General features: G+C 59.3%; 28 protein-coding genes and 4 pseudogenes. 18 read left to right on the top strand and 14 right to left on the bottom strand.

All coding sequences use genetic code 11. From position 1 onward, the window contains the following. The first annotated feature begins 74 nt into the window (after nucleotides 1-74). Nucleotides 75-695 carry a hypothetical protein gene (locus AYM40_RS36880; RefSeq protein WP_063501093.1) on the top strand — a complete coding sequence of 207 codons (621 nt, stop codon included), beginning with the start codon at nucleotides 75-77 and terminating at the stop codon, nucleotides 693-695. Between the two features lie 18 nt (nucleotides 696-713). Here AYM40_RS36880 and AYM40_RS36875 read toward each other — a convergent pair whose 3' ends face one another. Beyond that, entirely contained in the window at nucleotides 714-1355 is a 642-nt protein-coding gene (locus AYM40_RS36875) for an IS6 family transposase (RefSeq protein WP_236721156.1), read from the bottom strand. Between AYM40_RS36875 and AYM40_RS43145 the strand changes: the two genes are divergently transcribed. Next, a complete protein-coding gene (locus tag AYM40_RS43145; RefSeq protein WP_236721157.1) occupies nucleotides 1260-1526 on the top strand; it encodes a hypothetical protein in 267 nt (88 codons plus the stop codon). The genes AYM40_RS36875 and AYM40_RS43145 overlap by 96 nt on opposite strands. 64 nt (nucleotides 1527-1590) lie before the next feature. Then, nucleotides 1591-1800: a hypothetical protein gene (locus tag AYM40_RS41110; protein WP_148662454.1), complete on the top strand. Its 210-nt coding sequence runs from the start codon at nucleotides 1591-1593 to the stop codon at nucleotides 1798-1800. 100 nt (nucleotides 1801-1900) lie between these two features. Here AYM40_RS41110 and AYM40_RS36870 read toward each other — a convergent pair whose 3' ends face one another. From AYM40_RS36870 to AYM40_RS36845, 6 genes are all read right to left on the bottom strand, one after another. Next, complete coding sequence (locus AYM40_RS36870) at nucleotides 1901-2257, bottom strand: STAS/SEC14 domain-containing protein (RefSeq protein ID WP_063501092.1); 357 nt, start codon at nucleotides 2255-2257, stop codon at nucleotides 1901-1903. Between the two features lie 420 nt (nucleotides 2258-2677). After that, nucleotides 2678-3262: a hemerythrin domain-containing protein gene (locus tag AYM40_RS36865; protein ID WP_063501091.1), complete on the bottom strand. Its 585-nt coding sequence runs from the start codon at nucleotides 3260-3262 to the stop codon at nucleotides 2678-2680. Between the two features lie 505 nt (nucleotides 3263-3767). Next, nucleotides 3768-4043 (bottom strand): hypothetical protein, encoded by a 276-nt coding sequence (locus AYM40_RS36860; RefSeq protein ID WP_236721145.1) that lies wholly within the window; start codon nucleotides 4041-4043, stop codon nucleotides 3768-3770. Between the two features lie 426 nt (nucleotides 4044-4469). Beyond that, nucleotides 4470-5555 (bottom strand): cytochrome C, encoded by a 1086-nt coding sequence (locus AYM40_RS36855; RefSeq protein WP_236721144.1) that lies wholly within the window; start codon nucleotides 5553-5555, stop codon nucleotides 4470-4472. A 417-nt stretch (nucleotides 5556-5972) separates the two neighbouring features. Beyond that, on the bottom strand, nucleotides 5973-7487 hold the full coding sequence (locus AYM40_RS36850; RefSeq protein ID WP_063501089.1) for an ArsR/SmtB family transcription factor: 1515 nt from the start codon (nucleotides 7485-7487) through the stop codon (nucleotides 5973-5975). A gap of 181 nt (nucleotides 7488-7668) precedes the next feature. Beyond that, entirely contained in the window at nucleotides 7669-8283 is a 615-nt protein-coding gene (locus tag AYM40_RS36845) for a c-type cytochrome (protein ID WP_063501088.1), read from the bottom strand. Nucleotides 8284-8701: 418 nt separating this feature from the next. Between AYM40_RS36845 and AYM40_RS36840 the strand changes: the two genes are divergently transcribed. After that, the gene (locus tag AYM40_RS36840; RefSeq protein WP_063501087.1) at nucleotides 8702-9823 is read left to right on the top strand and encodes a winged helix-turn-helix domain-containing protein; all 1122 of its coding nucleotides are present in this window, start codon (nucleotides 8702-8704) and stop codon (nucleotides 9821-9823) included. 202 nt (nucleotides 9824-10025) lie between these two features. On the opposite strand, the pseudogene AYM40_RS36835 reads toward AYM40_RS36840, so the two are convergent. Next, nucleotides 10026-10748: pseudogene (locus AYM40_RS36835) on the bottom strand (IS6 family transposase). A 74-nt stretch (nucleotides 10749-10822) separates the two neighbouring features. Between AYM40_RS36835 and AYM40_RS41695 the strand changes: the two are divergent. Next, a complete protein-coding gene (locus AYM40_RS41695) occupies nucleotides 10823-10990 on the top strand; it encodes a hypothetical protein (protein ID WP_158515390.1) in 168 nt (55 codons plus the stop codon). Nucleotides 10991-11270: 280 nt separating this feature from the next. Here AYM40_RS41695 and AYM40_RS36830 read toward each other — a convergent pair whose 3' ends face one another. Next, a complete protein-coding gene (locus AYM40_RS36830; RefSeq protein ID WP_082855563.1) occupies nucleotides 11271-12296 on the bottom strand; it encodes a universal stress protein in 1026 nt (341 codons plus the stop codon). A gap of 806 nt (nucleotides 12297-13102) precedes the next feature. On the opposite strand from AYM40_RS36830, the gene AYM40_RS36825 reads away from it, so the two are divergent. The 10 genes from AYM40_RS36825 (at nucleotide 13103) to AYM40_RS39725 (ending at nucleotide 20692) form a co-directional block, all read left to right on the top strand. Then, entirely contained in the window at nucleotides 13103-14017 is a 915-nt protein-coding gene (locus tag AYM40_RS36825) for a slipin family protein (RefSeq protein ID WP_063501085.1), read from the top strand. Between the two features lie 654 nt (nucleotides 14018-14671). Beyond that, the gene (locus AYM40_RS36820; protein WP_063501084.1) at nucleotides 14672-15835 is read left to right on the top strand and encodes a 4Fe-4S dicluster domain-containing protein; all 1164 of its coding nucleotides are present in this window, start codon (nucleotides 14672-14674) and stop codon (nucleotides 15833-15835) included. Beyond that, the gene (locus AYM40_RS36815) at nucleotides 15822-16280 is read left to right on the top strand and encodes a cyclic nucleotide-binding domain-containing protein (protein ID WP_063501083.1); all 459 of its coding nucleotides are present in this window, start codon (nucleotides 15822-15824) and stop codon (nucleotides 16278-16280) included. Before AYM40_RS36820 ends, AYM40_RS36815 begins: the two co-directional genes overlap by 14 nt. Nucleotide 16281: 1 nt before the next feature. Beyond that, on the top strand, nucleotides 16282-17121 hold the full coding sequence (locus AYM40_RS36810; protein ID WP_148662453.1) for an FAD/NAD(P)-binding protein: 840 nt from the start codon (nucleotides 16282-16284) through the stop codon (nucleotides 17119-17121). A gap of 1 nt (nucleotide 17122) precedes the next feature. Next, nucleotides 17123-17929 (top strand): oxidoreductase, encoded by an 807-nt coding sequence (locus AYM40_RS36805; RefSeq protein WP_063501081.1) that lies wholly within the window; start codon nucleotides 17123-17125, stop codon nucleotides 17927-17929. Then, nucleotides 17904-19193: a Ni/Fe hydrogenase subunit alpha gene (locus tag AYM40_RS36800; RefSeq protein WP_063501080.1), complete on the top strand. Its 1290-nt coding sequence runs from the start codon at nucleotides 17904-17906 to the stop codon at nucleotides 19191-19193. The genes AYM40_RS36805 and AYM40_RS36800 overlap by 26 nt, the downstream gene beginning before the upstream one ends. After that, nucleotides 19190-19708 (top strand): hydrogenase maturation protease, encoded by a 519-nt coding sequence (locus AYM40_RS36795; RefSeq protein WP_063501079.1) that lies wholly within the window; start codon nucleotides 19190-19192, stop codon nucleotides 19706-19708. The genes AYM40_RS36800 and AYM40_RS36795 overlap by 4 nt, the downstream gene beginning before the upstream one ends. Then, on the top strand, nucleotides 19701-20015 hold the full coding sequence (locus AYM40_RS36790) for a hydrogenase/urease maturation nickel metallochaperone HypA (RefSeq protein WP_063501078.1): 315 nt from the start codon (nucleotides 19701-19703) through the stop codon (nucleotides 20013-20015). The genes AYM40_RS36795 and AYM40_RS36790 overlap by 8 nt, the downstream gene beginning before the upstream one ends. Next, nucleotides 19975-20229, top strand: a complete 255-nt coding sequence (locus AYM40_RS43985) for a helix-turn-helix domain-containing protein (RefSeq protein ID WP_082855562.1) — start codon at nucleotides 19975-19977, stop codon at nucleotides 20227-20229. Before AYM40_RS36790 ends, AYM40_RS43985 begins: the two co-directional genes overlap by 41 nt. Nucleotides 20230-20494: 265 nt before the next feature. Then, nucleotides 20495-20692: a hypothetical protein gene (locus tag AYM40_RS39725; RefSeq protein WP_082855561.1), complete on the top strand. Its 198-nt coding sequence runs from the start codon at nucleotides 20495-20497 to the stop codon at nucleotides 20690-20692. Nucleotides 20693-20947: 255 nt separating this feature from the next. Here the strand turns inward: AYM40_RS39725 and AYM40_RS39720 are convergent. Beyond that, a pseudogene (locus AYM40_RS39720) lies at nucleotides 20948-21193 on the bottom strand (response regulator transcription factor); the annotation flags it as partial. Nucleotides 21194-21196: 3 nt separating this feature from the next. Between AYM40_RS39720 and AYM40_RS43140 the strand changes: the two are divergent. Then, nucleotides 21197-21364, top strand: a pseudogene (locus tag AYM40_RS43140) (transposase); the annotation flags it as partial. 184 nt (nucleotides 21365-21548) lie between these two features. Here AYM40_RS43140 and AYM40_RS36780 read toward each other — a convergent pair. From AYM40_RS36780 to AYM40_RS36770, 3 genes are all read right to left on the bottom strand, one after another. Continuing rightward, on the bottom strand, nucleotides 21549-21809 hold the full coding sequence (locus AYM40_RS36780; RefSeq protein ID WP_063501076.1) for a hypothetical protein: 261 nt from the start codon (nucleotides 21807-21809) through the stop codon (nucleotides 21549-21551). Nucleotides 21810-22045: 236 nt separating this feature from the next. Then, nucleotides 22046-22393 carry a hypothetical protein gene (locus tag AYM40_RS36775; protein WP_063501075.1) on the bottom strand — a complete coding sequence of 116 codons (348 nt, stop codon included), beginning with the start codon at nucleotides 22391-22393 and terminating at the stop codon, nucleotides 22046-22048. A gap of 124 nt (nucleotides 22394-22517) precedes the next feature. Further along, nucleotides 22518-23099 carry a hemerythrin domain-containing protein gene (locus AYM40_RS36770; RefSeq protein WP_082855559.1) on the bottom strand — a complete coding sequence of 194 codons (582 nt, stop codon included), beginning with the start codon at nucleotides 23097-23099 and terminating at the stop codon, nucleotides 22518-22520. Between the two features lie 20 nt (nucleotides 23100-23119). Here AYM40_RS36770 and AYM40_RS36765 point away from each other — a divergent pair, with 20 nt between their 5' ends. Together AYM40_RS36765 and AYM40_RS39715 are read left to right on the top strand one after the other, a co-directional pair. Next, a complete protein-coding gene (locus AYM40_RS36765) occupies nucleotides 23120-23536 on the top strand; it encodes a TniB family NTP-binding protein (protein WP_236721143.1) in 417 nt (138 codons plus the stop codon). A 175-nt stretch (nucleotides 23537-23711) separates the two neighbouring features. Beyond that, nucleotides 23712-24143: pseudogene (locus AYM40_RS39715) on the top strand (hypothetical protein); the annotation flags it as partial. A gap of 48 nt (nucleotides 24144-24191) precedes the next feature. Here the strand turns inward: AYM40_RS39715 and AYM40_RS43980 are convergent. Then, entirely contained in the window at nucleotides 24192-24365 is a 174-nt protein-coding gene (locus tag AYM40_RS43980) for an H-NS family nucleoid-associated regulatory protein (RefSeq protein WP_420488535.1), read from the bottom strand. Nucleotides 24366-25164 lie beyond the last annotated feature (799 nt).

Here is a 25164-nt window from a genome sequence, read left to right as displayed (position 1 = left end):
CGGGGCGTAGTGGTCCAGTTCACTTCCCTGGAATCGGACGTCAGAGAGCGCGTATAGCGCCACAACTCGCAGTATTGCAACAAGCCTTCGAGGCCAAACGCCTCAGGCTGCAGCAGGCCGCGCCGATGGAGAACCCCGAGCTGATCCTCGTGCTGGAAGTTGCAGGCACGGTACAGAACTTCGCCAATGCCGTCAGCAAGGTGCCTGGTCTGGATTGGCTGCTCGAATGGGCCGAGGAGCAGATCGAACCCGACGAAGATTTCTATGCCGAAAACAGGGATCAACAACATAAGCCTTACACAGGGCGACTTTTCCTGCTCGGAACCAATCAGGAAGCGCTGACACAACTGTTGGCGCTGTGGAATCGCCACCAACAGAATCCCGATGAGTCGTTCGCGCGAGGCTTGGCACCATTCAAGCACGTCTTTGAGCAGTTGCGCACAATTCGTCATTGGAGCATCGCCGATCGCGTCGATGCCGATATGCGCCGATACTGGCAGGATGGCATCGACAATGGAATGGCTGCCATACGGTTCGAGATTGAAGCTTGGCACTTCAGCGTACCGCAGAAGAATGAGACAGCGAGCGTCGAGGTGGAAGCACTGGTCCAGCGGCTGAATGGTCGTGTTCTAAGCCGTGCGTTGGTCCCCGAAATTGCAGGTTCTGTCGCGATAACGGCGGACGGACAATTCTGATCGATATCGTAGGACTGCTTACATAACCAGCGAGTAGAACTGCTCGGCGGCTGATGGATGGGTGTCTTTTTCCGCCCGCATTTGTCCTTTGCGAATCATGTGCATGACCTCGATGCCAGACAGAATGATGCGCGCGCACCGAAAATCCTTGAAGCCCAGCATCGGTTTGACGATACGTTTGATGGCCCGGTGATCCTGCTCCACAATGTTGTTCAGGTACTTGCATAGCCGAATCCTGATCGGTGTTTCCCGCTCGGCATTGATCGCCTGAAGAGCGGCCAGATTCGCGCCGCTTTTGTCAATCGTCACAGTCTCCGGCGCGCCGTTCTGGTCGATTGCCTTTTCGAAATATCGTCGCGCAGCAACCTTGTCCCGACGGGCCCGAAACAAAAAGTCGACCGTGTCTCCGGCCTTGTCCAAAGCGCGATACAAGTATTTCCACTGGCCGCGCACCTTGATGTACGTCTCGTCCATCCGCCAGCTCTTGCCCACCGGGCGCTTGTGCTTGCGGAAGGCTTTTTCGAACAGCGGCACCAGCGTGATCACCCATCGGTGCACGGTCGAATGATCGACCTCGATACCGTGTTCCGCAATCATCTCTTCGAGATCACGCAGACTCAGCGAATACGCCACGTACCACCGAACGCACAGCAGGATCACGTCCACAGGGAAATGCAGCCGCTTCAGAACTTTCGCGACGCCCGGCGGCAACGCTTTCCGGCAAATGCGTTCTTTCTTCACCGGCGCTTCGGACACATTTTTCATGCCCCAATTTTACCCTACCGCCTTATCGCGACAGAACCACTGATGACGCCGGCTGGGAAGCGGTGACCGTGATAGAGCGATTTCGATTTCTTCATCGCGCCATCTTACGGACCGACTCAACAACCTGACAATGCCCAACGGAGCCCACGCCAACTGGCTGGACCGTATGTATCTTGGCGCCCTATCGGAAAACGTAGCACTGGATTTTGCTGTGTTGCCGTGGGCTGAAGATTTGAATTCGCTGGCGCAACTGTTCACCGATGGCTGGCGTATTGACTACCGATATACAGTTGTCCGAACGATCTGTGCAGCCTGCGAAACCAAATTGAAAGTGGGCTAGGGTCATTCAATCTCGGCCATACCGCCTGAGCAGCAATCCCGCCGAGTGCCCCCAAAAACTACATTGCCAAGCCAGACCTACGAAATTCGCCACGCGGCCCTCAGGTGTTGATCCAGACGCGCGCCTGCTCCAGCTCGTTGACGTGGAACGCCTTGACTTCGGCCTTCGTAAAGAACCGCGCCAGATGCGTCGAGGCACGGATCCAGCCCGCATCGGCCACCACGGCGGCGCGCGTGACCTTGCGGGCCACGGAAACGCCGAGCGTTATATCGGTCCACAGCGCCTTCGGCTCGATGCCGGTGAAATGCTCGATGCGTTCGAGCACGCGGGTCTTGCCGTTCAGTTCGAGATCACCCCGCATGCGCTCAATGGCTTCGCGCAGATCGTGGTCGGTGATTTTGCCTGCGACGGAAATTTCGATGACAGGGGAATCGGGCTCGGTGTGATACAGGATCATGGCAAGACCGCCTGACTAGGGAGACGTTACACGCTCAGGCGCGGCGCGGATGAGCCTAGCGTTCGATAATTTCTTCACGATACCCCTTTTCACACGGCTCGGTTAGCCAGGTTTAACGCCGTTTAGAGTACGCTGGCGGCCCCGCCCCGTTACCATCTTCCCGCCCGTGCGACACGTGTCGCTGCATAGCCTGCCATTCGGTTGGAGTAAGAGCAGGGACGTGCGGCGCCTCGCGGCCAGCTCGGGTCGTTCACCCAAACCCGCTTGCGGACATTCGAGCGTCGTTACGCCCTGACAGCGGACCTGATACTCTCTTCCAAGTAAGTCGACGACCTGCACCAAAACATTGTTCCACGGATGGGTGAGCCCGGTGCTGTTGCATCGCTGATGCGTGTGAACAGTACCCTTAGCCGGCGTCAATCAATGGGTGTCTGGTGGTTGGCTCAAATCCTTTGACACCTGCGCGTCTAAAGCGATCTGCCTGCGAAGCGCCTCGAAGCGCTCTAGTACATTGTCTCCGAAAAGCGGATCGGGGCTAGCCGGTACGGCCGCATCGACTGCAGCCCAGTCGTGTTCTGTCAGCACCTGCGCAGCACGAGGCATCACGTCTCGCTCCTCAGTGGAAAGGTGGTGACGATAGTACACAAGATACGTCGCCGTGGCCGCCTCCAGAGCCGCGCGCGGGATTACAACATCTCCCGCGGCTTCATTGATGCGAATCAGGAGTTCGTCGCCGGCCGTGGCGATCACGCGATGCTCCTGCAGAAGGCGGTTCACCACAATTTGAGTCCCGGGATCCTCTTTTGCAAGCCGCGCGTACGCAACATCTTCCCGCGGATGATGAACACGATCGGAAAAATTCCGCATGTAGTAAAGGATATCGCCCATGAGAGTGTAATTTGGGCTCTCACCCCGGCGGAGCTCAGCTACCTGTTCTTCCAGAATGTCGAGTAGTCGGGCGAAATTAATGTGCTCGGTGTGCCATACGGCAAGCGGGTCGGCCATGGCGTGCTCCATTGAAATGGATCAGGTACACAATAGACCGTCTGGACCAAAGCGCACATGCATTCCTTATGGCGCGGTCGACAGCACCCAGCACGATCAGTGCAATTGAAATACTACTGGTTGCAACCCGGGAAGAACTGACACAGATCAATCCACTGCGGCATCGGTGCGCGGAGATCCTGCTGGACCAGACGGCTGGGGCCTGACTTGCGCGCCACACGCACTTCGGCCGGGTACAAGGCAGCCGACATGACAGCACGGATGGCGGCTGTCCCATGGCAGCGGTCGTCTTGTTGGCGCAGTCGCGTATGGCCGGAGAGGGTCGAACTGGGCCGTTAAAATCAGTTTGCAGGGTTTTCTCGCCCTGCCGATAATTCCGCAACGGCGAGATCCGTTTTCTGATGCGGGGTTCAGCGCATACAGCGGGGCGCTGAAAGCACGTTCGGATGGTCCGCTGGTCCTGGAGATAACTCAGATCCTCGCTAACTTCAGGTGCGGTTGATGATTACATGGAGGTGCTTCTGGCGCGGAATCGCCCCGATGGCGGTTCACCCGTTACTGACGGCCGGCTCTTGAAGCTGACTTCAAATGCACCCAGCTGCAGCAACAGGCTGTCGAGCGCGCAAAGCTGGATTCGCGTCAGGTGCGGTGCGTCCAGGAGCCCGTGTAGTCGCCAGCGCCAGTATTGCGCAGGCAGTATAGGACCGAAAGGGCCGCCAACCAGCGACGGCCTCATCACCCGCGCGATGTGCGCTATCTCCTCGTCGATCAACGTTTCCATAAGCCCCCCGGCTTCCTGTTTTCGTTTTCGCGTACGGCCATTGACGATTCATATTATGAATACTATAGGCCGGTTTTCGCCGCGCGCCCAATTATTGAGAAATGAAATTCCCGGCGTGCGGCGGAACGGCCGATTTGGACAGCGGTGGTGACGTGCGCGGAAACCAACTGAGGTAGGAACGATGCGGCCTCTGCCGTCGGCATCGGGCAGTAGGCGGCCAACTCCCGCCATTGCCCCTGCCTTTCCAACGGACATTCGAACGCCGATTCCGCACCGGATGGCGGACGTCGGTGCGCAAATCAGCGTGGAGGGCTATGCAGGGGCATAGTTCACCTCATGCAAGTGCTGCTTGACGCTGACGCTTGTCCCGCTGTCGTCAAAGCCATGTTGTTTCGGGCCGCGCGGCCTGCCGGAGCGAAACCTGTATCAGTAGGACGCAGCCCACAAATATAGAAACAGCGTGTCGTTGGAACTTGCGTTGCGCCCGTTACCGTCGTAGTTGGTGCTCGCGCCAAGGTATTTGGTGAAGTGCGTGTACTGCAAGCCAATGCGAAGGTATTGCACCGGGATCCAAAAAATCTCAGGTGTCCAGCCTTGCGTATTAGGGGAGAAATTCGCGCTGCCGGCGTAAGCGATGCTATCGGAACTGTCCGTCGTATTGAAGAACGAAAGACTTATACCGTATTTGTTCTGGTAGACGTACGATGCCTTAAGCCGCAGGCTGTTCAGATTCCCCGACGTGCTGTCGCCCAGAACGAAATTGTTCGGGTCATGGATGTTCTCTTTGACATAGAGGGCCTGTGCGGTGATCGTATGCGGGTCGAGGATGTACTCATACTGGGCATCCGCGCCAATATCCCGATAGCGGGTTACGCCTTGCACGAATATCGGGAAAGCGTTTGCGTCGTTGGGATAGACGTTCACGTTTAACCCGAACGTGCCTAGCATGACACTATGTGGACCCCAGTCGCGGGTAAAGGCGATTCGCGCGTACGGGTTGTACCCGCGCAGATAGATCTGCGGGTGAGCGGGGTCACCCGCGCTGTTGCCATGGCTCAGGAACGACCAGATGCCATCGGCCGTGCTGTACGCCGTCAATTCCGCGTAAATCGTCTTGTTCCAGTACAGGTAGCCACCCGTGCCTACGACCTGTTGGGCTAATGCCCCATCGATGATCGGCAGGTTCTGAATGCGGGCGACGGGGCTAATCGTCGACGAAATGTAGGGATAGCTCCATGCCGGCGCGCTATTCCACACGTCCTGCACAGTGGGATTGTTGTGCAGGGTCAGACCGAGTATCAGGTCGCTGGTGTCCCCGATGATACTGTCCACAAAACGGAAGTCGGTGTTGTCCGACCCCCAACGACCCTGCCACTGGCCGTCACCGTTCTGGTGATCGTAATTCGAGTACGTGAACTGGGCGAATCCGCCAATGTGATCGGTAATTTTCCCTGCGAGGAAAATGCTGGCCGAATCGAACATCGGAAGGCCGTCTTTGGGATTGATGGGCATCCCGTTGGAGTCAAGGTTGTTCCTAGTCTTACTCAAATCGACAGTGGCCATTGCGGCTAGCGGAATCGTGCGCTCGCCGATGGTATAGCCATTTAACTTGAACCAGCGCCCATAGGGTGTCAGTTCAGGAAATTGCCCGCCGGCGTGACACGCCACGCAACTTTGCCCCGTCTGTCGTGCGAATATGGGCAATGCATGGGCTGCGGAGGCCTGGAGGAGGCAAAACGCCGCCAGTACAGCAGTCCAGGCGAGGCGAAGCAGGCAGCAGGATGTTCGGTCGCGGGCTAGAGCGGACGTCATGATCGTTTCTCCCTCTGCAGTATCGCACCGCGTCGCACTCTTCCTTTAAGGAATCGGTAGCGAAGGCGAGTCATTTAGTCGCTAAGGAGTTAAGTCTTCGCGATTTGTGAGAAGACTTCAGTGTGCTGCGGCCAGAACGGGAACGATGCTGAAACGGGTGAGAGAACAGGCAGCAGCGATGGCGGCACGGCCCAGACGTGTGAGGTAGTAGCGGTAGGTATGAGCCACCTTCTTGATCAAACCGAGTGTGCGCAGTCGCGAGAGCTGTCGGGACAGCGCCGGGGCGCTCATGTCCACATGCCTGGCCAGATCGGCACGGCGCAGGCCATGCACGTTGAACTCGCCGCGCTGCAAGGCACGCAGCAGTGCCTGCTCGCAGCCGTCGAAGAAGTTCAGGCCTTTGACCTTGCGCTCATCACTGCCCACGCGGGACTGGCTCAAACGTTGAAGGTCGCGCTCACCTGCGCTGGGGTCCTCGAGACTCGACAGAAACGCGAGGTAGCGCTGGTTGCAGCCCAGCATGATCTCACGCAGGTCGATCAGGCTGTAGATGGTTTTCCTCAACGCTGCGAGTTCGTAGGTGCTTCGGCCGTTCCTGTGTTCCACCTTGCGGTGGTGTTTGAAGAAGCTCACGTCGTTGATGGTGGTCTCGATGCGCAACACATGGGAGAACTTGTCGTAGACCTTGACGCTGGCAACGCCCATGTGGTGCTTGATGCAGCGCCCCTCGATGCGGGTGGACAGCCGCGAGCCGATCTCCTGCGCCAGTTGCGGCGAGATCTTCTTGCCCAGGAAGCTGGCTACTTTCGCGGCGTGCGCGGCCAGCACCGCTTGACGCGACAGCACGTCGTACAGCGGCACCAGCGTCTGTTGGCTGCGGAACATCAGGTCAGTGGAATACTCGGCCTGCCGCAGGCTCCAGTGGTAGGTCTGGCCAAACACGTCGAGCACCGGGCACAGCCACTGCGCGTAGCGGTCCAGCCGTTCATGCAGCATGTCGGGTCTCAGCGCATCGGCTATGGCCTGTGCACGGTCCACATCGGCAATGCGTAAAAAGGCGTTGTCGGCCTGCACGAACCCGATGCCCTCGCGCCTGAGCGCACGGGCCACGGCGCCGTGGCCATTGCAGTAGAACTGCAAGCCGAACGGTGCCCAGGTCGGGACCCTGAGGTAGCACAGCCCGAGTTCGTCATCGATGAAGTAGAAGTAGTAGTGCAGGCACTTGCCCGTCTCGGGGCGCAGGTAGGTCTTGCCGCTGTTCTTGTCGTGCCACGGCTTGTAGCTCGGGCAGGCCTCCATTGCCGAGATGACATGCACCAACCCGGGCGCATCACCACGCGCCTGCAGCACGCGCGCCACCAGGTCTTCCTTGCGGATGTGGCTCTTGCTGACGTGCTCGATCTCGATGCCGGCGGCGGCGCAAACCTCTTGCGCGCGCTCACGGATGCGTTCGCGCAGGGGCTCGGCGAACCCGGCGTAGTCGAATATGCGAATCCGGTGGGCGTTCAGAAAACCCGTCATGCCCAGCGCGTAGCACGCACCGGGCAGCGTGCCCGTGATCAGGATCCGGTCAAAGCACGACAGCACGCCGTGCAGATTCGCCGCGTAACGCTCAATCAGATCTGCCTTCATGGTTCACTTCGGCATCGGCTGGCTATATGGCTACGCATCGTACTACCTGTTTGGTTCCGGCTCGTCCGGCTTAGGCATAAGTGAATCTCGCTGTGCCTTGGCAGCGTCGCATCGATCAAGATCAACTGGCCTACGGAATAGCTTGTTCAGAGTCTGCCGACCGCGCCATGCGGGGAATACCTTATTTGGATTGCAGATAGACCGCCACGGCCCTGGCCTGTTCGTCATTCAAGGTATGCGCCACTGCGCTCATCACAGGTGCATTGCCACGCGTACCGTTTTTGAAAACCTCGATCTGATGCAATAGATACTCCTTGTGTTGCCCGGCCAGCCGTGGGAATGTGCCGGCTCCCTGGGCCTCCGCGCCGTGACATGTTGCGCAAGCCGGCACGCCCTTATCCGGCAGGCCGCCTTCGAAGATTTCCTGTCCCTTGGCCGTCAAGGCGGCATCTCCAGTCGCGCCTCGCGTTGCCGGCTGGTGCGAGAAATAGTCGGCCAGCGACTTGACGGCGGCGGCGTCCAGCAGGGCGGCCATGCCCCACATGTAATCGCGGGCAGTGTTTTCACCGCGCGCGTGCTCGCGGAATCCCTTCAACTGGGCTTCGATGTATTCGGGGGTCTGCGCATTGAGCTTCGGAAACATCGGCGATTCGCTACGCCCGCCTACACCGTGGCAGCCGGAACAAATCTGCATGGCAATGCGGGCACCATCCTCACTTTGTGCGAGGGCTGGCGTCAAGGTGAGGCCAGCGGCGGCAAGCAACGCAATCACGGGCATTCGTGGACCGAGGATCATTTTTTATCAGCGTTGTCTTCAAGTCGAACGGATTGATGATGTCAACCAGTCGAGGCAAGCATAGAATATTTTCAAACTCAACGCGTAGGGAAATTTGAAGGCGGACGTGTTGTTTCGAACACGCGAACGGTGCGAGTACGCTGCCACAAACAGCGGCGCCTAAGGTTGGGAGCGTACGTGGTGTCAAAAAAACCGCGCGAGACCGACTCGAAAAGTCTGGCATCCGAGCGACCTAGAACCTCCGAGGAGGTGAGGCACCGCCGCGAACTTCGCAGCGGCAGTGAGCGCGTCAGTGAAGATCTGACGCGAATGGACGCGCGCATGTTACCTGAATATCGCTTTGGTATGCTTAAGGAAAACTGAAGGGAAAAATTACGAAGCGCTACGCGAAACGAAGACGGGCGCTTCTCCACGAAAGATGTCGAAAATCGTGTATAAATATTGCCAAAATCAGGCCGATATAGCCGCCAAAGCACTTCCGAAATTTACAATGAGCAAATACTTAGATGATGCTCCGCTCGCGCGCCGTCGGGCTCTCGCCGCTGAGTTCCTGTTGAATGGTGAGGGTATTAGCGAAGTGTCCAGGAAGGCTCGACTGAGTCTTCCGACCGTGAGCAAGTACAAGGATCTGGTTGAGAGGGGCGGGGCTGACGCCCTTGCTCGTCTTCGCATCCACGGGGGGCCCTCGCGACTGGATGATGCGTCGCAAAGCTGGCTCGTTAGCACGATCAAGCACTCGCCGGAGCTTCACGGCTATCCGGGGCCGACCTGGACCATAAGCCAACTGCGCGAGTTGATCTTGCGGCGTTTCGGCGTCCGGTTTTCACCTTCGCATGTTGGCTACCTCGTTCGGGGTTACGGCCTCGCCTATCGACTTACCTATTCGACTTCAGAAAAGGCGTCATCTGCTACCGCTCATAAACCACAGAGCGACGGCTATGCCGCGCGCCGAAAGATTGCTGCCAAAATGCTGCTGGATGGGGACAGTGTCGGGCACGTCTCGAAAGCGCTCAACATCAGCGTACGCACCATTACAAAATACAGATCAATGGTAGTTGCCAATGGCGTTGAGGCTGTTGAGCAGCTCAAGGCATCCGGGCGCAGTGCCACGCTTGGTCCCGAGGCCCTTAAGTGGTTACGGGCGACATTGGAGGGCAGCCCCATGGCCCACGGGTATGAAACCGAACTCTGGAGAAACGGGGATGTTCAAAAGCTGATCAAGGAGAGATTCGGTGTCTACCATTCCAGCGGACATGTCAGGACCCTCGTCGGGAAGCTTGGACTGGACCACAGGATGCGACCACCGAAGCTGCGCACGGAGAATAAGCGCCTGACGATCAATGATGAAACGCTGGCGTGGGTTGCCGCAACGGTTAAGGAGTCGCCGAGAGTGCACGGCATAGACGCTGATCACTGGACGAACGGCCGATTGCGCACCGTGCTTCATCGGCGGGCGGGTGTCGATTATTCCCGAGGATATATCTGGGAAATTGCCACCCGTGCCGGCGTGGCGGACCTGCTTACAAAACTCCGTAGCTGATCAATTCATTCTGGCCCTGGCCGCCTCGTCATGTGTGGCCGTAGCGGCAGCGTGGAGGCGCTGCAGTGCATCGCGAACAGCGTGCGGCTCGTTTCTTACGCCGATGGCCGAAACAGCGTTGATCATGTCGACGCACGCAGCCATGGCGGTTTTGTCGCAGTAAGACGGGACGGGCGAGTAAATGCGATATCACAAGGATACCTTATGAAAAGAGCGCGTGGAACTGCTGGGCAGCGGACAGCGGGGTTTTACCCAAGCATTTCATCTGCCCTTTCTTGATCATGTGCATAGTCTCGATGCCACGGAGAATAACGCGTGCGCAGTCAAAGTCCTTGAACCCCTGCATCGGCCGAGTGATGCGTTTGATGGCCCGATGGTCCTGTTCGACCACGTTGTTCAAATACTTAACTTGACGAATCTTGATGGGTGTCTCGCGCTCGGCATTCACCGCATGAAGCGCGGCCAGATTGGAACCGCTCTTGTCGATGGTCACCGTCTCGGGCGAGCCGTTCTGACCGATTGCCTTTTCAAAAAACCGCTGGGCAGCAGCCCTGTCGCGCTTGGCTCTAAACAGAAAGTCGATGGTGTTGCCCGCCTTGTCCACGGCGCGATAAAGATATTTCCACGAGCCTTTGACCTTGATATAGCTTTCATCCATGCGTCAACTCTTGCCCACCGGGCGTTTGTGCTTGCGAAACGTCTTTTCGAACAAGGGCACCAACTTTATGATCCACCGATGCACTGTTGAATGATCCACGCCGATGGCGCGCTCAGCCATCATCTCCTCAAGATTCCGAAGACTTAGCGAATAGGCCACATACCGCCGCACGCACAACAACATCACGTCCAGCGGATAATGAAGCCGCTTCAAAACCTTCGCAATGCCTGCAGCAAGGCCGGTTCGTGGTGTCGCGGTCTTCTTCATCGTGACCCGAAGCAAAGTTTGTGCATCCCGAACTTTAACGCAGCATTGCTAATGCGACAAAACCGTTCGCGTCGATGTTGGCGTTGTTTGCTCTGCAGGGTATTGTCGAAATCGTGATTATGCTGTCGCTCTGGGCGAGCTGCTATCCCGATCTGGAACACCGGCTCGCCAGCCTGGCGCTCGGCTTGTTCCTTTCAGTGAACGTGCTTGCGCTTGATTGCGGATTGCAAACGCTCCCGTGACGAGGGTCCGGCATCTTTGACGTACGTGTCGAAATGGCCAATCTGCTGACGTGGGCCGACGGCGATTTTCATTCCCATCGCATACGATGAGCTTGGACTGCTGACAATATATGTACAAATGCTCCCATAGAAATGACTCGGGAGCGGGCTGACGCGAGCGCACGCGACCGGGCCAATAGCTTTGCTCGTTTCCACATGTTGTCGTACCAACCGTGCGAGCAATGTCCGACACAGTGAGGTCGACAAAGGGCAATCAGCGCGAGTCGCGCTGCCTCGCCCACTACGGGAGGATCGGCGGTTCCGTTTCTTCCGGGCCAACGCCTCGAGCGGTTTCCATGCCCGACCCAGCAGCCTGTTTGGCGCCGCGTGCAGACACATCGACAGGCGGGCATACCAACAACGGGCGTGACATGCTGCGCAATGTGCGCTCAGCGACGCTTCCGAGCAGCCATCGCGTCGCAGTTCGCCGGCCCCGCGTCCCCATCACTACGAGCTGAGCGCCCCAGCGATCGGCTTCGAACGCAATCGCCGCATGGATATCGCGCGCATCTGCGGACGTATCGATCAATGCGGTGCCGCCAGTTCGGCCGTATGCTTTCAGCAGGTCCGCCGCGCGGTCGAGCGCCCGCGTGCCATTCCTGCTCAGGATGTCGCCTGGCCAACCAGGCACATGTAGCACGCTATCCACGACATACACAACCCGCCACAGCGCTACCTGCGGTAACGCCGCCAGCGCGGCGCACAGCGCTTGCAGCGCGGTTTCGCTGCCGTCAACTGCAACGAGGACGCGGGAGGTCTCGAGCACGCCCGATTCAAGGCGCGCGGATGGCACATACAGCACCGGAACCCGAATCATCGCCGCGACATCTTCCGGATCGAGGTGGTCGCCCCAGCCTCGCGCCGTGGCCCGCGGATGCGCAGCTATGGCGACCAATGTCGCGTCCCAGTGCTGCGCCGCTTCGCTCAGCGCCTGTGCGATGTGACTGCCGTGAATCGAGAGGTCGAGAAGTTCTGTCTCCGGTGCGAGGCTGGGGCCTTCAATTTCTCTCTTCGCTTCGGCTAGCGCTGCCTCGCTCACTCGAATCAACTCGACGTGCGCATCGTGCCACCCAGAATAGCTCAAAGGCAGAGTCGGAAACAGCACGCGGGGATTTCCAACGATGCTCACGAGTCTGACGGTTGCGCCCGGCCCCGCAAACCTCATCGCATAACGCGCAAGCGATGTCAGCCCCATTCCGCCGGCCACAGCGATCATTAGCCGATTGAACGGACGATGCCCTAACTGGGCGCCCACAGGACTGTTCATCAGATCGCCTCTTTCCAAAAGGATCAGTCAGTCGCCACAGTCAGGGGCGCTTCACCCCTAACCGTCGAAGGACCTGTTTTTAATGATGTGCCGTGGAGGGGTGTGCCAGTTGATTTGTGTCAACGGGACAGCACGCTATCCGCCGGGCCGATCACCCGGGCGGCCTCGCCGGCGCTTACCGGGAAACGGGCGCAATCGGCGTCGCCCGAGTTACTGAAGCGAAAAGAGTCGATCAGCTCTGCCTCTCTGTAGCGTCGCGGCAGGGTTGCCCACTGTGCAGTGCGCCTCAGGCTACGACCCTGATAAAACCTGATATGGATCAAGGGCAGCGCTTCCTGAACAGCTAGATTGAGTTGTCATCGGTTACTGCAGGTCGTCAGGCCGAAGCGCACCCGTTTCATCTGGCGAGCCGCGTGAGCGGATCGCGACGCACGTGGCAACTACGTTAGCTACCGACGTTGCGGCAACACAGGTGCTGGCAGGCGATTGAGTGACGGCGCGCTGGCTCCCCCGCCTTTCCTGGCACCCGACCCGGTCCTGGAGTGGCGAATTGGGGTGCCCGCGGAAAAACGGCCCGACGGAGAATGGAACCTGCAGAGCATTTTGGGCGCTACTGTATGTTTAACAAACGGACGAAGGAAATCAGCCGCGGGACGAATCCGGGTGACTATAGGCTGGAAGCAGGAGACTGGGACTGCTATCGCACGTCCCTGAAAGGGACAGCATGCTCGTCTCCGCCAGGACGTTGCCGCTCGATAAGACGTCGAACCTGCGTCGAACGCCAGTGCATCCTTGGAGAATGAAAAATGAGAAGATCCAACGCACTACCGGGATTGATCTTTCTTGTAATTTTTGGCATTGGGCTGGCATTCGCGTACTTCGAGTATGCGCTTGGCGCTTATGGTGAAAGCCTGTCGTTGGCTGTCGTCGCGTTCGTTGTTGCTTTCGTCGCTTCTGCCTCGATCAGGATCGCGGATCAGTGGGACAGGGCGGTGGTTTTGCGGTTGGGGCGCTTTCGCGCGCTGAAGGGGCCCGGATTGTTTTTCATTATCCCGATTGTCGAAACCGTGCCCTATTTGATCGACACTCGCGTGATTACCAGTTCCTTCAAGGCAGAAAAGACGCTCACGAAAGATACAGTGCCGGTCGATGTCGATGCAGTCCTGTTCTGGAAAGTGCTGGACCCGAAGAAGGCGGCGCTAGACGTCGCCGACTATAACAGCGCCATCGGCTGGGCGTCCCAAACGGCCTTGCGTGACGTTATCGGCAAGACGATGCTTTCCGACATGCTTGAGGGCAGGGACAAAATCAGTAACGAACTTCAGAAGATCATCGATCTACGCACCGAGCCATGGGGCATCAATGTCATTTCGGTGGAGATCAAGGACGTTCTTATTCCATCGGCTCTTGAGGATGCGATGTCGATGCAGGCTCAGGCGGAGAGAGAACGTCAGGCGCGCGTCATTCTCGGGGATTCGGAGAGACAGGTAGCGGAAAAATTTGCGGATGCGGCGAAGAGCTATGTCGAGAATCCCGTTGCGTTGCATCTCAGGGCGATGAACATGTTGTACGAGGGGTTGAAGGAAAACTCCACGATTGTGATTGTCCCGAGTTCAGCGGTGGAAACCATGCAGCTCGGCGGCCTGGCCGGACTCACCGCGCTGACTATGGGGTTAGGTAAGGAACACGCAGGTCAGGGAAAAGAAGGAACGTCGCCCTGAACCTCATCCGGCGAGAACGCGATCGAAGTGGCCTGGTCGGGGTCAAGTAGTGATAGGGCAAACCCTGATGGAGCCGTAGTTTTATTCAGACTGCTAACTCGCTCTGGTTGATCTGGTGAAACGTCCTTGCCCGGATCGAGGCTGCGTTGCGCCCTTGCAGAAGACTATCCGTTGAAGATCGGCCCCACGCGTGGCCAGGGTCGTGGCTTCACTCGATGTCGGTGGCACTGCGTACCAGTTGGCCTTACGGGTTTCTTGAGGATCGCGTCGGGCGTGTTACCCAGGGGATTGTCCGGAATGCCTGGCGCACCTCGTTCGTCGCTGGTTTTCTGGCTGCGCGGCAGGATATGGTGCCCCTACGAGGCGTCATTCGATAACTCCCAGATCGGCTGAGAATGTCGGCATTGGCGCACAACAATCTGTTGTAACACTGCCCTCAGTGGGAACTTATACTTTCGTGGAACAGGACCGCCCCGAACATCTTGTTGCTGCGAGTGCTTCACCCCGATGCGCCACGAACCAGGGTTCAAGAGCATGGGGAAACGATGATGCCGATGAAGGGGTGACTGCGCGTACCGTTACACCTGACGCGCTCTGGCCTTTGCTAAAGTCAGACAATGGGCACGGTTACGGTCCAGTTTCGAAGGAGCTGCGATGGTAGAGCATCCAGTGTCGAAGGGCGACAAGGCGGTCATTACCCGTGAGGCCCTCCAGTCTCTCATCGATGTTCTTGTCGCCAGCCGGTATCAGGTGATGGGGCCAACGGTGCGGGACGGCGCTATCGTGTACGACAGGATCTCGAGCGTACCGGATTTGCCTGTAGGGTGGACCGATCGTCAGGAGGCGGGGCGTTATAGCCTCGCGCGACGCGATGATGCTGCGCTGTTTGGTTTCGCCGTCGGTCCGCATTCGTGGAAGCGCTTCTTGCATCCACCGGTCCAGACGCTCTGGGAAGCGCGAACCGGAGCAGATGGGCTAGCGATCACCACAGCGGACGAACCCTCGCCGAAGTTCGCGTTCATTGGTGTGCGCTCTTGTGAGATCCATGCCATCGCGATCCAGGACCGGGTCTTTTGCGAGGGGCCTTACCCGGATCCGGTTTACAGCATTCGTCGTCAGGATGCGTTCATTGTTGCGGTGAATTGTGCACAGGCCGGTGGAACCTGCTTCTGCGTTTCGATGCAGACGGGGCCGAAGGCGGAGTCCGGCTTTGATCTGGCGCTAACGGAACTGCTTGACGAAAACGCCCATGAATTCCTGGTCGAGGTCGGCACCACCAACGGTGCGGAGGTTCTGGCGCAGATTCCTCATCGACCGGCGTCGGACGCGCACCGTGCGGCTGCTGACGCGGTCGTCGCACACACGGCGACCCAGATGGGACGCACTCTGGAAACGGACGGAATCAAGCAGTTGCTGCAAGGCAATCCGAACCATTCGCGCTGGGACGAGGTGGCCGAACGGTGCCTGAGTTGCGGCAACTGCACGATGGTCTGCCCGACCTGCTTCTGTACGACGGTCGAGGATCACAGCGATCTGGCCGGACGGTCCGCCGGGCGCGTTCGCAAGTGGGACTCCTGTTTCACCATGGACTTCTCCTACATCCATGGCGGCAGCATCCGGAAGACAGCCCGCTCGCGTTACCGGCAATGGATGACCCACAAGCTCGCGAGCTGGATCGACCAGTTTGGAACATCCGGCTGTGTCGGGTGCGGCCGCTGTATCACCTGGTGTCCGGTCGGTATCGACATCACGGAGGAAGCCGCCGCGATTCGCGCGACGCATACCGCGGCAAAGGAGAATGAACATGGAGGGGCTTGAGCATATTCTGGGCGAACACCCCTTCTTTGCGGGTTTCGATTCTGCGCATAGCCGGTTGATCTCCGGCTGTGCCAGAAACCACCGCTTCGATGCGGGGCATTATCTGTTCAGGGAAGGCGAGCCCGCGAATGAGTTCTTCCTGATTCGTCACGGCAAGGTCGCGCTCGAAATCGTCGCGCCCGGGCAGGCGCCCATCGTGGTCGCGACCCTCGGCGCCGGCGAGATCGTGGGAGCATCGTGGCTGGTTCCGCCTTATCGCTGGAATTTCGATGCCAGGGCCGTCGAGCTCACGCGTGCGATCGGCATGGACGCCCGGTGCCTACGCGACAAGTGTGAGGCCGATCACGATCTGGGCTATGCGTTGATGAAGCGCTTTCTGCCGATCTTCGTGAAACGGCTGGACGCAACGAGGCTGCAACTGCTCGATGTCTACGGGAAACGCTGAGATGGCTGCCGCCCGGGCCCCTGATCCGTTCGTCCCACAGGTCTATCGCGTCGCCCGGGCGCGCCGCGAGCTCGCCGACACGACAACGCTGGAGTTTGTACCACTCGCCGGGGAACGACCTGCTTTTGAGCCGGGGCAGTTCAACATGCTCTACGTGTTCGGTGTTGGCGAAGCGGCGATCAGCATGAGCGGCGACCGGAGCGATGAGCGCTCTTTCGTGCATACTGTTCGCAACGTCGGCGCTGTCAGCGCGGCGCTCGCGAGGCTGGAAGCGGGCGCGACGATCGGGCTGCGCGGCCCGTTTGGAACGGGTTGGCCGGTCGTCGCTGCCGAGGGTTCGGACATCGTCATCGTAGCCGGCGGCCTCGGCCTCGCGCCGCTGCGCCCGGCAATCTATGACGTGCTGGCCAACCGGAGCCATTATGGGCGTGTCGTCATTCTGGTCGGAAGCCGCAATCCGAAGGACCTGCTTTACCGCCAAGAACTGGAACGGTGGCGACAGCGGATGGATGTCCAGATCGAGGTGACCGTCGATCACGCGGACGCGGGCTGGCATGGCCACGTCGGTGTCGTGCCGGCGCTGGTTGCGCGTGCGGCCTTCGATCCGCGCGAGACCGTCGCGCTGGTCTGCGGACCCGAGCTCATGATGCGCTTCACAATCAATGCGCTGCGCGATGCCGGCGTTTCGCCCGAGCGTATCTACCTGTCGATGGAGCGCAACATGAAATGCGCGGTCGGCCTGTGTGGCCACTGTCAGCTCGGCCCTGCATTCATCTGCAAGGATGGGCCGGTGATGCGCTTCGATACAATCGCTGGCATCTTCGCGGTTCCGGAGATCTGAGATGGGCGCACCTGCAACGAACCAGCGCAAGCGGCCGCGGCTCGCGGTCTGGAAGTTCGCATCCTGCGACGGATGCCAGCTCTCCTTGCTGGATTGCGAGGACGAACTCCTCGCGCTTGCCGATGCCATCGAGATCGCCAGCTTCCCGGAAGCGTCCAGCGCTATCGGGGCCGGCCCGTACGATCTCTCGCTGGTTGAAGGATCGATCACCACACCGCACGACGCCGAGCGCATTCAGGCGGTGCGGCGCCAGTCGAAACATCTCGTCACGATCGGCGCCTGTGCGACAGCCGGTGGGATCCAGGCGTTGCGCAATTTTGCGGACGTACGCGAGTTCGTGGCCGCAGTCTACGCGTCACCGGAATACATCACGACGCTTGCTACCTCGACACCGATCTCCGCACACGTGCCGGTCGACTACGAGTTGCGTGGCTGCCCGATCAACAAGATGCAGCTCATCGAGGTCATCTCGGCATTTCTCGCCGGCCGCAAGCCGGCGATCGCGAGTCACAGTGTCTGCGTGGAGTGCAAGCAGCGCGGCACGGTGTGCGTAATGGTGCAGGGCACGCCGTGTCTCGGGCCGGTGACGCATGCCGGGTGCGGCGCGATCTGCCCGGCTTTCCGGCGTGGCTGCTACGGTTGCTATGGCCCGATGGAGACGCCGAATATGGGTGCGTTGACACGCGAATGGCAGGCGCTCGGCGCGAGACCGCTGGATATCCGGCACGCGTTACGCACCTTCAATGCGACGGCACCCGAGTTTCTGAAGGAGAGCGAGGCTCATGGCGACGAAGACGATCCGGGTTGACTATCTCACCCGCGTCGAGGGGGAGAGCGCGCTTGATCTGCATCTCAAGGACGGGCAGGTGACCTCGGCGCAGCTCAATATCTTCGAGCCGCCGCGCCTGTTCGAAGCATTGCTGCGCGGGCGGGGTTTCGCAGAAACGCCCGACATTGTGGCGCGCATCTGCGGGATCTGCCCGGTCGCCTATCAGATGAGTGCGGCCCATACGCTCGAGAACGCCTTTGGCATCAAGGTCGACGGACAGCTGCGTGCGCTGCGCCGGCTGATCTACTGCGGCGAATGGATCGGGAGCCATGCACTGCACGTCGTGATGCTGCATGCACCAGACTTCCTGGGTTTCCCGGACGCGATCCAGATGGCTCGCGAGCACGGCGACGCGGTCCGCCGGGGCCTTGCCTTGAAGAAAGCCGGCAACGAATTGATGCGGCTGCTGGGCGGACGCGAGATTCATCCCGTCAACGTGAAGGTGGGTGGCTTCTACCGTGTACCGGGCCGCGACGAACTCGCGCCGGTCGCCGAAAGCCTCCAGCGTGCCCGCGACCATGCAGTGGATCTGGTCCGTTGGGTGGCGGGCTTCGACTTTCCGGAATTCGAGCGTGACTACGAGTTCGTGGCGTTGCGGCACGCGGACGAATATCCATTCAACGATGGGCGGCTCGTCTCCACCCGCGGCATCGATATCGACATAGCTGACTTTGACACCGAATTCGAGGAGCGGCACGTTGCCCACTCGACTGCACTGCATGCTGTGGTGAAGCAGCGCGGCGCGTATCTGGTCGGGCCGCTCGCCCGCTACGCCGTCAATTTCGATCGTTTTCCCCAGCCCGTGCAGGCACTGGCCCGTGAAGCCGGGCTTGGCCCGGTCTGCAGGAATCCGTTCCGGAGCATCGTCGTGCGGTCGCTCGAACTGGTCTACGCGTGCGACGAGGCGCTGAGACTGATCGCGGCCTATGAGGCGCCGGAGGTCGCTGCCGTGCCGGTCGAGCCGCGCGCGGGCACGGGCTTCGGCTGTACCGAGGCGCCCCGCGGGATCTGCTGGCATCGATATCGCCTCGATACAGACGGGGCGATCGTGGAGGCGCGCATCGTGCCGCCGACCTCGCAGAACCAGCCGAGTATCGAGGCTGACCTGATGGCTGTCGCGACAGCCGCGCTGGATCAACCTGACGACGTGCTGCGGGATCGATGCGAACGGAGTATCCGCAATTACGATCCCTGCATCTCGTGTTCCGCTCACTTCCTCAAACTCTCGGTGCACCGGACATGACCCGGACCCTCAATCCGTGCGGCGCGCCACGCAAGATGCTGGTCGTGGGCATGGGGAACCCCGATCGAGGCGATGACGGCGTCGGCGCGCTTGTCGTGCGCAGCGTCGCCGGACGGTTGCCGGCCGATGTATCGCTCGTCGTGCGCAGCGGCGATGCGCTGGCGCTGATCGAGGACTGGGCCGGTTTCGACGCGCTGGTGTGCGTGGATGCAGCCGCGCCCGTGGCGATGCCGGGCTGCATCCACCGGATCGACCTCGCCTCGGATCAGTTGGTGCGGGAGACGTCGTTTGCGTCGAGCCATGCGTTCGGCGTTGCCGCGGCGATCGAACTCGCCCGCGCGCTCCGGCTTGCGCCACGCGAGATGGTCGTCTATGCGATTGAAGGCGCCTGTTTCGACCGGGGCGCGCCGATAACGCCGGAAGTTGCGTCCGCTGCCGCTGAAGTGGCCGGGTGCGTGGTGGCCGAGGTGGAGCGGCTCAGGCAGACCGTTACGGAGATCGAAGCTCATGCGTGAAACAGGCATCGTGCGAAACCTGGTGCTTCGGGTGGAGATGTCCGCGCAGGAGAACGGTGCCGTGCGGGTCAGCGGGGTCGAGGTCTGGCGTGGTGCGCTGAGCCAGTTTTCGTCGGAAAATTTCCGCGAGCATTTCGCCGACGAAGCGTGCGGCACGTTGTCCGAGGGCGCCGCGCTGCGTATCGAGGTGTCGCAGGATCTCCGCCATCCATATCCACAGGACGTGATGATGACGGGCATCGAGCTCTCCGTCCCGGACGGGGCGGGTGAAACACCCAGCGCCGGGGTTCGACGAAGCCACACATAATTTCCCCCGCCAGCGCCTGACCAGCCATGAATTCCATGTATTTCTCCGCATCGCATGCGGGCAATCTTTGTCGGAGATCGCACAGACTCTCGGCGTAACGGTAACGACGATTAGCACGCATCGGGCGAACACACGTGAGAAGATGCAATTGCCCGACGACGCTCTCGTGCATTACACCGTACTCCACGAACTTATCCAGGATGACGACGATTGAACACCCTGTGCAACCGTGGCGGCGACCAGCAAGACCGGCTTCTGGCATTACCGGTGACATGATGTGGATCAAATGGTCCCACGGTCGTCCCCGCTAGCCTGACGGTTTGCCGCTCCAGGGACGCGATGGACGCAGTCGGGTCCCGGGGACGTGTCACCCACCATACCGCCGATGTCACCGATGTTCCCCCATGCCACCAGCACGGACCGGCTATTCGTCATGTTGAATGCCTGCTGCGACAATCGAACGACCACGGAGATGAATCATGCTCAGCCCACACGAATTCGCCACGCTGATGCTTATCAAAAACGGGAACGAGTCACTGCATCTCGATCGTATCGAACTGGACGTCTTGCAGAAGCAGCAGCTGATAACGCTTGAGCGGCAGGAAAGCGAGCGTCAGCATGCACGGCTGAACGCTCGAGGTGATTTTGTTCTCCGAGCGGTAACGCAGACGCGGTAGCCTCCTTTGCCGGGCCGCGGCAGAGCTTTGCATGCTACTCCGCAGGACGCCAAAACCCCGATCTTCGCTTATGGGTCAAAGCTGCCGCTGGCAGCGCACAGGTGGCGATGGTGCATCAACTGTCTCGCGCAACTGGCGTCCTACCGGACCTGCTAATTTCCGGCCTCATGGGTCGATTGTGCGAAACTGGTAGACGCCCCAACTGGGGCGCGGGTCCGTTGGCGGCGGGGGAAGCGAGAGCGAACGTGCTGCCGGTCAGATATCGTCGTCCTCGACCAGTTCGTGAAGCAGCGCGTATTTGACCAGCGCTGCTTCGTGAGGAAGCTCCATCTTCTCGAGAATTTGCGTTCGTTGGGTGCTGACCGTCTTAGGACTTACCCCGAGTGCTTCGGCGATGGCTGCTACCGACTGACCGGATGCCAGGCGCATGAATACATCAAACTCGCGCTTAGACAGCCGCTGATGCGGCAGCGCCCCCTTTTCCTCGCCAACGTGCTGAGCCAGTTCTCGGCCTCGGCGAGTTCCGCGATCAATGAGAGACTGGACGTAACGCTGGGGAAGTTCGCGCACCGGCCGCTGGAGGAGTCGTATCCGTGCCTGATCGTCGACGCGCGCTATGAGAAGGTATGCGGGTCAGGGACAATCCGTTCGCAGGCGGTTTTGATCGCACTGAGGCCAATGGCTCGCATCACGAATAGGCCGGCGCATGGGGAACCAGTTGACTGGTGACGACCAGCGAACAGCCGCGTCCTGCGAGGAGATTCGCAACCCGATGTTCGAAATCGTGATCCCGGTATCGGCCGTTCGACGCGAGAACCTTGGGACATGTTTTTGAATACGGCTCGCCAACACGCCGTCATCGGTTGCCGTCATGGCCGCGAGAAATTACGCCGTCGATAAAGCTCTCAGCCAATCCAAGGGCGTGGCCAAGTACTTCCTCCTGGTGACCGCTGCGTTCCTCGCGTGTGTCAATGTGAATTCGCTCATACTTCATCTGATCGCGCGTCTCATTGGTATCCGGAGTAACGGCCCACTCAATCGCATATCTTTCCCGCGAGAGTTCCACGCACGAAACGCTAATCTTGAACCCCCGATACATACGGACGTAGTCGGACATGATCCCCTCCTTCGCCTAACCCGGAAACCTAAGTATGAGCGATTTACTGAAACTCTTCGAAACCGAGAATTTGTCCTGGCACCGTCAGGAAGCGGACATCCAGAATACGACATCAGGGTTCCGGCGACGCTGAGGCATAGGTCCTTTCGCATTGGCCGTTATGCGAAACCGCGAGTCGACTACGGCGCCAGTCGGGTGCCCGACAAGCCTACCGGTTCGGCTCTGCAGACCACACGCTACAGCGCGTACTGCAAAGCCAGGTCGAAACCGATGACGACTAGCGAACAGCCGAGACCCGCGAGGAGATTTGCGACCCGATGTCCGAAATCGTGATCCCGGCTCATCCACGCTCCAATCAGGAAAAGGCCTTCAAACACGACCTGGAGCGCAACGAACACCAGCATCAGCAGAAACTCGTAACCCATGAACCTGAAGTTCGCGAAGTTCATGCCGTAATCGAATATCCACCTGCCCACCCGATGCATCTCATACGCCAGCAACAGGATCGGGAAGACGTAACTGGCAACATAGGTCGGCACACTTGCGTGCCGCAGTTCCAGGTAAAAGTGACGAGCAGCTTGCATATCCCCTCCCGCGCTGGCGTTTGGTGCTCAAAAAAACGCTTTGTTCAATGACGCTGCCACGGATCCTGCTGATCCGCAGTTGCATCACTTGACCGGCCGCCGATCGCAACGCACAGCCGAACTGCTAACTTTCCGTCTCAGGGATCGTTTTGACGATCATCGAGAATAATTTTCCAAGATCGTCTTCAAGTTTTACCCCATCGAACGGATCGCGATTCGCTCCAAAGGCGGCGTCGATTTCCACCCAGTTTTCCTCCGTCAGCAGACGTCTGGCGGCTGGCAAAATCAAGGTCTCTTCCATACACCGATGGTCTGCATAGAACTCGGCATACGCATCCACCATGGCTCGAAGTTCCCGAAGTGCGGGCGCCCTCTTCAATTCATACCGGGTCAGCGCGTGCTCGATATTCCTCAACCGCACGTCACCTTGTGCATGCTGGAACTCCAGTTCCGTGAGGACGTGGTCAAATTCATCCGTCCGATCCCGCAGCGGCGTGAACAGGTAACGATCCTCTTTAGGATGGTGCACCTGCTGAGGGTACTCGCGGATGTAAAAGAGCATCGCCCGTAACACCATGAGGCCCGGAGCGGGCGCACCTGCTGCCAGCAGACCCACGAAGCGCCGCATGCCCTCTACCACGGTCGACATCTGCTGGTGTTCATGAAGGATGACGGCTATGGCACTACGCGGTCCCAGAGACTGTATATCAAACTCCGCAGCAGATTATGAACGGCATTGGCGAGTCGATTTGCTGCTTCACACCAACGGCACGGGCAAGACGCTGCGCCGATACCTTAATGCTAGTCATGCGCCACTCGACATCAAAGGGCGTTTACGCCACTGCTTTGATGGAGATCAACAGCTATCGCGAGCGGCGTGGGTCCCTGAATCTTCTCAAGCTCCTCGCCAATGATCTGGAGATCAGCATGGCTCTGGTCGGAGCACACGCGATGCAGTATTGGCGTTTCAAACCGATACCGAGGTATGACCGGGATAAAAGCAAATATCCGAAGCTTCAGATATTTACGAATCCCGGTCAAGCCTCATACCCAGACGACCACCCGTTGTACGCCATTCGAGATCCCGTGCTGGCGCGCGATCGTGCAGTTTGTCTTGAGCGCGGGCGGGGGATTAACCGGTGAAATATCTACGATGCTGAACAACGCTGCGGAGCTGGCGATTCGCAACGGCGACGAACTGATCGACATGACACACCTTGAGCATGTCTGCCGAATCACGCAGTAACGCGGCCCGTGGCCGGTCGCCCCGAGGCCATTCTATGAAGAAGCTTTCGGAAGCTGGCTAGGCAGGGTTGCGACGCGTTATCAGATCAGCGTTGGGACACTATGGAAACTCAGCGTTTCGGAAGATACGCCTGTATTGGGAACAGCGGGATGGATACTTTTCCCGGCGATTTCGCAATCGGCACTATGGCGATTCGCGACGCTCGCGCGTCTTGATGACAGCAGGTTGAGCCACATACAGATGCCACCGGCCAGGCTCACGGACCGTCCCTACATGCCGTACTGCTTCAGATGTCTGGTGCTGAATGACGCGGACGTGTCGGCTCCACGCTGGAAACGTGAGTGGCTTGATCCGACAGCCGAATTCTGTCGCCTATACCACAGGCCCCTGGAAACGGTGCCGGCGTCGGTGTTCCGGTTATCAAATAACTTCGATGCCGCGCATCGAGCAATCAGCCGTTACCGAGAGAGATGCTTGTGCCAGGCCACCGGCCGGCTGCGCTAGCAGAATTAACGGACACCATTAGCGCTTCAATGGACACTGCTAGCAAATTTAACGATCTCCAACAGCATCGCTTCGCTGAGGCTTGGGGCGAACGATCAGGAACTCCTTTGAGTCCTTTCCCTCATGCCATCGCGGGCGCGGCCCCCGACCGGTCCACGTCTGCACGGTTTCCGGGTGGCAGTATCTGGGCGGAGCCGGCGACCTGCCGCGCTTGAGTCCCACCAGTTTGCTCGGCTTGATCCCGTACACTCGCACCAGCGCGCGAAGCTCTGCGACGACTCCTGTCCGTCACGTCAAGATGAAAGGTGCAGCTATTCTTCGTGTCCAGATAGCCCGCCACATCGAAAGCGCTCAGGGTGGTACGCCCCTTGAGGTTGTTTGAGTTACACGCGCCACGCGGCAGGCGCTCTGTAGGCGAATGCCTACAGAGCATGACGTTCGGCTACGTCATTCTCGGGCTGCTCTGATTTAACTTCGGGGGCGTCTGTCCAATAATAAATTCATGGACCCGTGGAGCGACTTTCCGTCGCAGTCCAACCGGACTTCAGGAGCACGTCATGAACAGCAACTGCGTTTCCCTACGATCTCTCGTGGATAAATGGCTTGCGCCTACGCTTTCCATGCCAGCGCGCGTGACGCAGATTGGTCGGGTGTTCGCAACGCACGGCCGCTATGTGCGACTGGAAGGTTGCACCTCGACCGGGCCATTGACGATCGTATTCTTCAGGCATGAGGGCGGTTCCTGGTGTGTGTTTCCGGCCGTCCCCGCGTCACCTGCGATGTGTGGACGTCTCTTTGTGAGCTGCGCCGTCACGCCCACAAAGTGAATCGTCCAGATACCTATTCTCAGTGCGATAGCGCCGCCAAGCAGCCTGCGCCGGCGTTGCCGTGGTTGCGGCACTGAGAAAATTGGGCCGGACGATTCCAATAATGTGAAAGAGGCGAAGAGCGCGACGACGAGTGAAAGAAAACCAACAATGGTAGGTACGTATCGTGACCGCGAGCACTGGCTTTGACCCAC

Source organism: Paraburkholderia phytofirmans OLGA172, from assembly GCF_001634365.1.
Lineage (GTDB): Bacteria > Pseudomonadota > Gammaproteobacteria > Burkholderiales > Burkholderiaceae > Paraburkholderia.
This window is presented reverse-complemented; position numbering and strand designations above follow the sequence as displayed.

What these genes read in the sequence shown, in the direction of transcription:
- AYM40_RS36810 (WP_148662453.1), top strand. Translation starts at nt 16,282, where the DNA reads ATGGCTGCCGCCCGGGCCCCTGATCCGTTCGTCCCACAGGTCTATCGC.
- AYM40_RS36765 (WP_236721143.1), top strand. Translation starts at nt 23,120, where the DNA reads ATGAACGGCATTGGCGAGTCGATTTGCTGCTTCACACCAACGGCACGG.
- AYM40_RS39725 (WP_082855561.1), top strand. Translation starts at nt 20,495, where the DNA reads ATGCTCAGCCCACACGAATTCGCCACGCTGATGCTTATCAAAAACGGG.
- AYM40_RS36860 (WP_236721145.1), bottom strand. Translation starts at nt 4,043, where the DNA reads ATGGAAACGTTGATCGACGAGGAGATAGCGCACATCGCGCGGGTGATG.
- AYM40_RS36820 (WP_063501084.1), top strand. Translation starts at nt 14,672, where the DNA reads ATGGTAGAGCATCCAGTGTCGAAGGGCGACAAGGCGGTCATTACCCGT.
- AYM40_RS36790 (WP_063501078.1), top strand. Translation starts at nt 19,701, where the DNA reads ATGCGTGAAACAGGCATCGTGCGAAACCTGGTGCTTCGGGTGGAGATG.
- AYM40_RS36865 (WP_063501091.1), bottom strand. Translation starts at nt 3,262, where the DNA reads ATGGCCGACCCGCTTGCCGTATGGCACACCGAGCACATTAATTTCGCC.
- AYM40_RS36805 (WP_063501081.1), top strand. Translation starts at nt 17,123, where the DNA reads ATGGGCGCACCTGCAACGAACCAGCGCAAGCGGCCGCGGCTCGCGGTC.
- AYM40_RS36850 (WP_063501089.1), bottom strand. Translation starts at nt 7,487, where the DNA reads ATGAAGGCAGATCTGATTGAGCGTTACGCGGCGAATCTGCACGGCGTG.
- AYM40_RS36800 (WP_063501080.1), top strand. Translation starts at nt 17,904, where the DNA reads ATGGCGACGAAGACGATCCGGGTTGACTATCTCACCCGCGTCGAGGGG.
- AYM40_RS36825 (WP_063501085.1), top strand. Translation starts at nt 13,103, where the DNA reads ATGAGAAGATCCAACGCACTACCGGGATTGATCTTTCTTGTAATTTTT.
- AYM40_RS41695 (WP_158515390.1), top strand. Translation starts at nt 10,823, where the DNA reads ATGTTGGCGTTGTTTGCTCTGCAGGGTATTGTCGAAATCGTGATTATG.
- AYM40_RS41110 (WP_148662454.1), top strand. Translation starts at nt 1,591, where the DNA reads ATGCCCAACGGAGCCCACGCCAACTGGCTGGACCGTATGTATCTTGGC.
- AYM40_RS36870 (WP_063501092.1), bottom strand. Translation starts at nt 2,257, where the DNA reads ATGATCCTGTATCACACCGAGCCCGATTCCCCTGTCATCGAAATTTCC.
- AYM40_RS36795 (WP_063501079.1), top strand. Translation starts at nt 19,190, where the DNA reads ATGACCCGGACCCTCAATCCGTGCGGCGCGCCACGCAAGATGCTGGTC.
- AYM40_RS43145 (WP_236721157.1), top strand. Translation starts at nt 1,260, where the DNA reads ATGATCGACCTCGATACCGTGTTCCGCAATCATCTCTTCGAGATCACG.
- AYM40_RS36780 (WP_063501076.1), bottom strand. Translation starts at nt 21,809, where the DNA reads ATGTCCGACTACGTCCGTATGTATCGGGGGTTCAAGATTAGCGTTTCG.
- AYM40_RS36855 (WP_236721144.1), bottom strand. Translation starts at nt 5,555, where the DNA reads ATGCCCATCAATCCCAAAGACGGCCTTCCGATGTTCGATTCGGCCAGC.
- AYM40_RS36815 (WP_063501083.1), top strand. Translation starts at nt 15,822, where the DNA reads ATGGAGGGGCTTGAGCATATTCTGGGCGAACACCCCTTCTTTGCGGGT.
- AYM40_RS36830 (WP_082855563.1), bottom strand. Translation starts at nt 12,296, where the DNA reads ATGAACAGTCCTGTGGGCGCCCAGTTAGGGCATCGTCCGTTCAATCGG.
- AYM40_RS36845 (WP_063501088.1), bottom strand. Translation starts at nt 8,283, where the DNA reads ATGATCCTCGGTCCACGAATGCCCGTGATTGCGTTGCTTGCCGCCGCT.
- AYM40_RS36840 (WP_063501087.1), top strand. Translation starts at nt 8,702, where the DNA reads ATGTCGAAAATCGTGTATAAATATTGCCAAAATCAGGCCGATATAGCC.
- AYM40_RS36775 (WP_063501075.1), bottom strand. Translation starts at nt 22,393, where the DNA reads ATGCAAGCTGCTCGTCACTTTTACCTGGAACTGCGGCACGCAAGTGTG.